The sequence below is a fragment of the Streptomyces sp. NPDC059900 genome (assembly GCF_050270335.1).
Lineage (GTDB): Bacteria > Actinomycetota > Actinomycetes > Streptomycetales > Streptomycetaceae > Streptomyces.
The window spans coordinates 1-7,374 of sequence record NZ_JBNNJZ010000408.1 but is presented as its reverse complement, the minus strand read 5'-3'; the positions used below and the strand labels follow the sequence as shown (position 1 = coordinate 7,374).

Here is a 7,374-nt window from a genome sequence, read left to right as displayed (position 1 = left end):
CTCCTCGTACGCCCGCCCGCCGATCCGGGCCTGCCCGGCGTCCGGCCGGTCCAAGCCCATGATCATCCGCATGGTGGTCGACTTCCCCGATCCGTTGGGGCCGAGGAACCCGGTGACCGCGCCCGGCAGCACGTCGAAACTCAACGCGTCGACGGCGACGGTGGATCCATACCGCTTGGTGAGACCTTGGGCCTCGATCATCACGACTCCTGCCGCAGACCTGGTGGGACCGGACACCTCACGTTAGATCGCGGCCAAGATCCGCCGGAACGCGGATTTCCTCCGTCTGGCCTGGGGGTTTTCCCCCAGAGGTCCGGGCGCAAAGGTCCGGGGCGCGCCCGGTGGCCACCCGGTAAGCAGGTGCCTCGTCGCACCCCATGACGTGACTGTCATCAATAACAAGCCCTTCGGCCCTCCCGGGCCACGTACGGTCGGCACATGGTTGACCAGAGATATTCGCCGAGCGCGGTGTGCGACTTCGCGACGTGGGAGGGCGTCCTGCGGCTGCTGCGGCAGGGGCGGACGGAAAAGCAGGGGAGCGATGCCATTCGCGTGGCGGGGCGGATCGGTCGACAGAGTTGGAGTCTGCCGCTGCGGCGGGAACAGCCGGGGCAGTCGGGGCAGGTGAGCCAGTCGGAGCAGGTGAGCCGGGGCGCGGGTGAGGACTTGCCGGGCGAGACGGAGGCGGCGGAAACGACGGAGGCAGTGGAGCGAGTGCGGCGGGCACTCGTGGAGGCCGGTGTCGACGGCGTCTCGTTCAACGTGAAGATCATGCCGGACGGGCAGAGCACGCTGCGTCTGCTCGGGGCCAGCCCTGCCGTGCGATCCAGTGTCGGCCCGTCGGATGCGGGGACGCTCCTCCTGGTCGAGGGCGCCGTTCCCGAACCCTGGCGGCGTCTTCCCGATCCCGTACCCGGGGCGGTGGTGGCGCCTTCGGCGGATCCGGCGCTGCTGGAACGGACCCTCCGGGAGCGGCTTCCGAATGCCGTCGGCGCGACGGAAGTGGAGATCGCCGCCGCGGAAGCGCGCCTCGGTGTCTGTCTGCCGGAGGAACTCAAGGTGCTCTACCGGGTGGCAGGCGCGCGGTGGGAGGACCCGGACGAGGACTACGAGGCGATGGACCGTGCGGGATCGGCGGTGGGCTGCGAGCTTTTCCCGCTGGACGAGTTGTACGTCGCAGATGCTGCGTCCCGCCTGTGCCCGTGGGAGTCCGTGGCGATGGAAGCGGTCGTCACCCCGCCCGGCGCCGCGGTGCAGGGCTTGGTCGGCTCGCCCGGCTGGATCGCCTTCGGGGACAACGGCGGCGGGGACCGTCTTTGCGTCGATCTGACTCCCGGACCGTGCGGACACACAGGGCAGATCATCATTCTCGGTCACGAGGAGAATGCCGGCGCGGGCCTGGTCGCCGATTCGCTCACCGATCTGGTGCTGGACCGGCCGCCCGGCGAGCGGCGTGGCAGCCCGGGCGGTGATTGGCCGCCGGTCGTGGCTCATGTCAACATCCGCGGCCTGCCGAGCGTCGAGGCGGCCGCACACCCCGCGTTGGAGGTCTTGTCCATCGGTGTCCGGGAGGCGGAGCCGCTGAGCCTTGCCCCGGTCTTCGGGCTGCCCCGCCTGCGGACTCTGGCCGCCTGCCCCGGCACGCTCGCCGACCCGGTGGAGATCGGTGAGTTGAGCGCGCTGGAGTTTCTGGAGTTGGGCCCGGAGGACTGGCGCGTCCTGCTCGACGCGGGGGCGGTCCCGCGCGGCCTGCTGGCCGCGGTCGTCAGGGACCAGGGCGATGGGGACCCGCTGTCCACCGTGGTCATTGCCAACGAACTCCTGGCCCTGTGGGACCGGCCCCGGATCATCCGGACCGCCCTCGTGGGAGATCTCGGCCCGTTGCCCGCGTAGGGAAATCTCGGCTCCCGGGCGACCGATTCTGGTTTGGGCAGCGCGCCGGCGCCCGCGTGGCTATCCGCGCGAAGTGAGAGCGCGGCGTGCCGCGCTGATGACGTTGTGGGCGTCGGCCCCGTATACGGCCGACTCGCTCAGGAGGTTCCAGGTGCGCACGTAGGTTTCCACGCTGGGCGCGTCGTCCAACCACAGCTCGGCGTGCCAGGTCTCGACCACGACTTGTTGGTCGTCGTACATCCAGAACGCTGTCGCGGGCGGGATTTTCAGGGATGCCGACAGGGGGATGATGCCGAGCTCTACGGTGCTCATCCCGACGGTCCCCGTGAGTCGGTCGAGCTGAGCCGCGAGTACCGAGGGTGGACAGACGAGTGCGTGCAATGCTGCTTCCCACATGATGAGGTGGAAGCGCTTCGAGGTGTCGTAGAGGGCGGATTGGCGCTGCATTCGCGCATTGACCGCGGCTTCGGTGTCCTTGGGGGAATGTTGGAGCTCCGCGTAGCGGCTGAAGATTGACCGAGCGTAGTCGGGTGTCTGAAGAATCCCCATGATCATGGAGGATTCCCAGCCGCGGAGGACCGAGGCGCGCGCATGCTCCGTGTTGTGCGCATCCTGCACGGCGCGGTGGCCGCTGGAAAGTTGGCGGCGCCATGACCGGACGTGGGACTCGATCCCCTGGAGCATCGCGTTGAGTTCGTCGAATGCCTCCGGCTGGCCGGTTCCCTCGGCGAATGATCTGAGGTCGTCAGCCGTGGCGAGTTGCTGGCCGCGTTCGAGTCGGCTGACCTTCGACTGCGCCCATCCCACACGGGCGGCGAGTTCTGTTCCGGTGAGCCGACCGCCAGGGCGATTGACTCGCAAGGACCGCAGCCGCAGCCCGAGAGTCTCTTTCGCTTGCTGGTAGTCGGTGCTCACTCGATCACACTCGCTAGTCGGTCGTGGCCACCTGGGCCACGATGTGTTCGTACGGCACGGCGTGATGCATCGCGGCGTCACGCGCTTGGGCATAGCGGTTGACCGCGGCGGGCTCCGTGATGAGCTCGACATCCGTCAGGTTGTCGTGGTCATCGAAGTTGAGCAGGGCGACCAGCCGGGAGTCGAAGAGCCAGAAGTCCTGAGCGGGGAGTCGTAGACGTTCGCCGTCGCTGCGCCACAGGCAGCGGATGTTTTCGCCCACGCCGCTGTTACGGCGGGCGTTGTCCAGGAGGTAGAGCTGGCCGACCGTCGGCGGATTGTCGACGATGCGTACCCGCTCGAACCGCTTGCCGAGCGCGGTCTGTTCGAGGCGCTCAGCGCACCACTGTGCATCGACACCGTTCCATTGCACGGGCTCGCCACGGGTGAACTGTGCGTAGGTCTGGGTGAGTTCGTCGCTTGCGTAGCGGCGCCGTGATTCCAGCCGCCATGCGGTGTGCTCGAACTGCGTGAACAGGCGGTCGAACTCGGCCAGTCCGATGATGTCGGGCACCCGGGTGACCTCCTTGGGGCCGAAGTCGACGAGCAGTTGCGGCGGGACGACGATGGCTACTTCGCCGGTGCCGAGGTGCTGAAGCTGGCCGACGTCTTCGTGGCTGAGGGGCGGGCCGTGCACGATGACTTCTTGTGAGTCCAGGTCTTCATGAATGGCGGGGCAGCCGTTGACGCCGCTGCCCGTGCCGTTGAAGCGTAGTCGCCTCATGATCGTGTCCTTTCGTGGGGACGTGATCCGCTGAGCATCGCGAGATCTGGAGGCTTGCGGTACAGCATTGCGCAGGACATATCTGCATGCAGCCGCATTTCGAGCCAGCAATTGCGCATGGCCGCGCATAATGCGTGGTGACTCTCCATGCATAGTCCCTAGCGTCCCGTTCATGGACACAACGCATGAGCCGCAGGAAGCCGCCCCGCATGCGCCGCCTGAGGAGCTGAGGGCGGCGCTGGTCGGGGCGGGCATCGTCTTTCCGTCCCCGGGAGTTGATCACGCGTCGCCCGGACCGGGACCGGTGAACACGGGGCGTGCTCGCGCAGAGGTGGTCACACGGCTGGCTCGGCAGCGACGGCGAGAGGGTGGTGGGTGATATGTGCACGCACCCCGTCGGCGCCTTGGTCGTCGACACCGCGAGGAACCGGATGAGCCGCGTGATGGGCCATGAAGGCCCCTGTCTCCAGCTGCGTCCGCCGGGCGGCGGCCGCGAGTGGGACGCAAAACCTGCGAGCGTGCGGCGCGCAGACGAGGACGACCGCCTGCGGGCCGGCATCTTCGAGGTGAAACTGCGGCCGCGGGGACCCTTGGCATGAGCGCGGACAAGACGACACCGAAGCTGCCGGATCCGGCCACGCTGAGCGGCCTCCAGCTCACCGAGCAGGCCTGCGCGCTGTGCGGCAAGCGCCTGTTCCGGGACCGCTTCCTCGGTACGGTGACGTACATCGAGCGCGACCGGCCGGTTACGGCACAGCTGTGGGCCTGCGCCCCTGACTGCGGGGCCCGCGACGATGCCCCCGCGCCGAGGACCCCGACGCGTACCTGAAGGTCTGCTAACGCTGTCGAAAACCCGTCCGGAATCCGGCCTCTTCCAGGGTGGCCCTCCGAAGCCGGGCAACACCCCGCGAGCGCTGTCGGCCACACGGCTTCATGCGTGCGGGGTGCGTGGCGCCGCGGCCTCCAGTTCGGTGACGGTGCCCGACATGATCGTTCGCAGGTTCAGGGTGATGTGCTCCAGGGGCCAGTCCCACCAGGCCAGTTCGAGGAGTCGTGCGACGTCCTCGTCGCTGTGGCGGCGGCGTATGAGGCGGGCGGGGTTGCCGCCGACGATTGCGTAGTCGGGCACGTCGTCGACGACGACGGCTCCGGAGGCGATGATCGCGCCGTGCCCGATGCGGACGCCCGGCATCACCGTCGACCGGTAGCCGAACCACACGTCGTTGCCGACGACGGTGTCGCCGCGGCCGGGCAGTCCGGCGATGAGATCGAAGTGCTCGGCCCACGATCCGCCCATGATCGGGAAGGGGAAGGCGGAGGCGCCGTCCATGCGGTGGTTGGCGCCGTTCATGATGAACCGCACGCCTTCGCCCAGGGCGCAGTACTTTCCGATGACCAGCTTCTCGGGGCCGTAGTGGTAGAGCACGTTGCGGGTCTCGAAGGCGGTCGGGTCGTCGGGATCGTCGTAGTACGTGAAGTCGCCGACCTCGATGAGGGGCGAGGTGACGAGGGACTTCAGGAGCACGACGCGGGGCTGCTCGGGCATGGGGTGCACGACGGTGGGATCGGCGGGTGTCAGCGGCATGGCGCGGTGGATCCTTCGTGAGAATGCCCGGAGGCGGCGCGAGGAACGGCCGATTCACGATTGCAGGCCCCCGGGAGCCGGAACAAGATCGGAATGCGGAAGGATGCATTAGCCGGGCTAATGACGGGGGGCGATGATGGAGCGGCATGAGATCGAGGTCTTCCTGACGCTGGCCGGGGAACTGCACTTCGGGCGTACGGCCGACGTGCTGGGTGTCTCGCAGGGCAGGGTGAGCCAGACCGTCAAGGCCATCGAACGCCGGATCGGTGCCCCGCTGTTCGACCGGTCGAGCCGCCGCGTCGCCCTGACCCCGCTGGGCCGGCAACTGCGCGCGGACCTCGAGCCGCACCACCGGGGCATCCAGCAGGCGATCAGCCGCGCCACCGAAACCGCCCGCAGCCTCACGGGGCGGCTGGCCGTGGGCTACACCGCGGCCTGGAGCGGCAGCCTCCTCCTGCGGGCCGTCGACCGGCTGCGCGCCCGTCATCCCGACTGCTCCGTCGAGATCCACGAGGATTCCTACGGCGCCACCTTGCAGTCGCTCCGTACCGGCAGGACCGACCTGCATCTGGCCGAACTGCCCGTCGACGAGCCCGACATCACCGTGGGGCCCACGCTCTTCAGCGATGCCCGCGCCCTCGCGGTACCGGCGGCTCACCCGCTGGCCGCGCACGAGACGGTCTGCCTGGAGGACCTCGCGCTCGCGCCGCTGATCGTTCCTGCGGGCATGCCGCAGGTGTTCGTCGATGCCCACTACCTGCGGCACACGCCCAGCGGCCGCCCGATTCCGCGGGGCCCGGCCGCCTCCCGCTGGCAGGATTTCCTCACGCTGGTGGGATCGGGCAAGGGCGTCACGCTCACCTCCGTGCGGGCGGCCACCTTCTACGCCCGCCCGGACGTCACCTACGTCCCCTTCCGCGATGCCCCGCCCATCCGGTACGCGTTGCTCTGGCCCACCCGGAGGGCCGACGCCAAGGTCCACGCCTTCTCGCGCATCGTCGCCGAGCTCGCCGCGGACACCTGACCGGCCCGCCGGCCGGCCGCCTGCGGGCCGTTCGGCGGGGCGCGGCCACCGCTCGGGTGAATCACCTGGCGTGTACGCGTGCCGGGGGCGACCGCCGGTGCGTTCTCGTGCACAGCATTCCGGTGTGATCATCGGGCGAATGGGTGCGAGCGTCGTGCGGTCGGCGCGGTGGCTGCTGGCCGGCCTGCTCCTGACCGCGGGCTGCTGGTCGGCCGCCGGGCCCTGTGCCGCCGACGGCGTCGGGCCGGGCGGGCTCGCCCTGGAGGTCACGGTGAACACCCGGCCGGGCCTCGGTGCCGTGCGCCCAGGTATCCGTACCGGCGGCGTCGTCGTCAAGTCGTACCGTCTGGTCAATCGCAGTGGCGCCGACCTGTACGAGGTGCGGGTGCGGGACCCCGGAATGCCGGGCGCCGCCATCCGCTGCCCCGGCGGACGGGACCGGGTGCCGATGCTGGCCGGACTGCGCTCGGTGCGCTGCACGGCGACCGGGACCGCGCGCCCCGGATCCTGGATCAGCCAGGTCCGGGCGTTCGCACAGCAGCCCTATCTGCGCGGCGGCGGCATGCAGGCGGCCGCGCATTCCCGGCGGGCGGGCGGATGGCGGATGGCCGCCGGTCCTCTGCGCGCCGGCGGTGTGCAGGCGACGGCGCGTTCGGGATATGCCGGGGTCGGCGCCGCGTTGGCCCTGACGGAGACGGCGCGTGTGACCGGCCCGCGGCAGGCGCAGGTGCGTTATGTCGTGGCCAATCGGGGCAATCGGGCCGTCCACGGCGTTCGGCTCACGGATCCGGTCCTTGGTGCGGACCGCATCGTCTGTGCGGGCGGGCGACCGGTCGTCGCTCATCTCGCCGCGGGGGCGCGGGCCGCGTGCACCGCCGTCGTACGGCGTCCTGCTGGTACGTACGCCAGCGCGGGGCGCGCCGAGGGCAGCGACCTGATCCGCACCCTCGGACCGCGCGGCCAGGCGGTGATACCCCCGCAGCTGACGGCCCGGGCCCGGGCCCGCTTCACGCTGCGGGCTGCGGCGTCCGTCCCGTCCGTGGCGCCGCGGCAGGGGGCGCCGGGAACGCCGGGGGCGCCAGGGGTGCCGGGGACGCCGGGGATGCCCGTGGGAGTTCCCGGGCAGCGGCCGCTGCCCGGTCCGCCGGGAGCCGCGCCCCGCCTCGTGTGGCATCTGGCCGCCGTGCCCCGGCC

General features: G+C 70.3%; 7 protein-coding genes and 1 pseudogene. 4 read left to right on the top strand and 4 right to left on the bottom strand.

Annotated features, from left to right (window positions below; translation table 11 throughout):
• A partial coding sequence (locus ACQKIP_RS34260) for an ATP-binding cassette domain-containing protein (RefSeq protein ID WP_427745039.1) occupies nucleotides 1-201 on the bottom strand: 201 nt, incomplete at its 3' end.
• 237 nt (nucleotides 202-438) lie between these two features.
• Between ACQKIP_RS34260 and ACQKIP_RS34255 the strand changes: the two genes are divergently transcribed.
• Nucleotides 439-1,893 (top strand): SMI1/KNR4 family protein, encoded by a 1,455-nt coding sequence (locus tag ACQKIP_RS34255; protein ID WP_365859563.1) that lies wholly within the window; start codon nucleotides 439-441, stop codon nucleotides 1,891-1,893.
• Between the two features lie 60 nt (nucleotides 1,894-1,953).
• On the opposite strand, the gene ACQKIP_RS34250 is transcribed toward ACQKIP_RS34255, so the two are convergent.
• Nucleotides 1,954-2,808, bottom strand: coding sequence for a helix-turn-helix domain-containing protein (locus ACQKIP_RS34250; RefSeq protein ID WP_365859561.1), 855 nt, complete (start codon nucleotides 2,806-2,808; stop codon nucleotides 1,954-1,956).
• 13 nt (nucleotides 2,809-2,821) lie between these two features.
• The gene (locus ACQKIP_RS34245) at nucleotides 2,822-3,574 is read right to left on the bottom strand and encodes a DUF6879 family protein (RefSeq protein ID WP_365859855.1); all 753 of its coding nucleotides are present in this window, start codon (nucleotides 3,572-3,574) and stop codon (nucleotides 2,822-2,824) included.
• Nucleotides 3,575-4,166: 592 nt separating this feature from the next.
• Between ACQKIP_RS34245 and ACQKIP_RS34240 the strand changes: the two genes are divergently transcribed.
• The gene (locus tag ACQKIP_RS34240; RefSeq protein WP_365859559.1) at nucleotides 4,167-4,400 is read left to right on the top strand and encodes a hypothetical protein; all 234 of its coding nucleotides are present in this window, start codon (nucleotides 4,167-4,169) and stop codon (nucleotides 4,398-4,400) included.
• 102 nt (nucleotides 4,401-4,502) lie between these two features.
• Here ACQKIP_RS34240 and ACQKIP_RS34235 read toward each other — a convergent pair whose 3' ends face one another.
• Complete coding sequence (locus tag ACQKIP_RS34235; RefSeq protein ID WP_365859557.1) at nucleotides 4,503-5,156, bottom strand: CatB-related O-acetyltransferase; 654 nt, start codon at nucleotides 5,154-5,156, stop codon at nucleotides 4,503-4,505.
• 133 nt (nucleotides 5,157-5,289) lie between these two features.
• Here ACQKIP_RS34235 and ACQKIP_RS34230 point away from each other — a divergent pair, with 133 nt between their 5' ends.
• Nucleotides 5,290-6,180 (top strand): LysR family transcriptional regulator, encoded by an 891-nt coding sequence (locus ACQKIP_RS34230; protein WP_365859555.1) that lies wholly within the window; start codon nucleotides 5,290-5,292, stop codon nucleotides 6,178-6,180.
• 124 nt (nucleotides 6,181-6,304) lie between these two features.
• Nucleotides 6,305-7,374 (top strand): annotated as a pseudogene (locus ACQKIP_RS34225) (hypothetical protein); the annotation flags it as partial.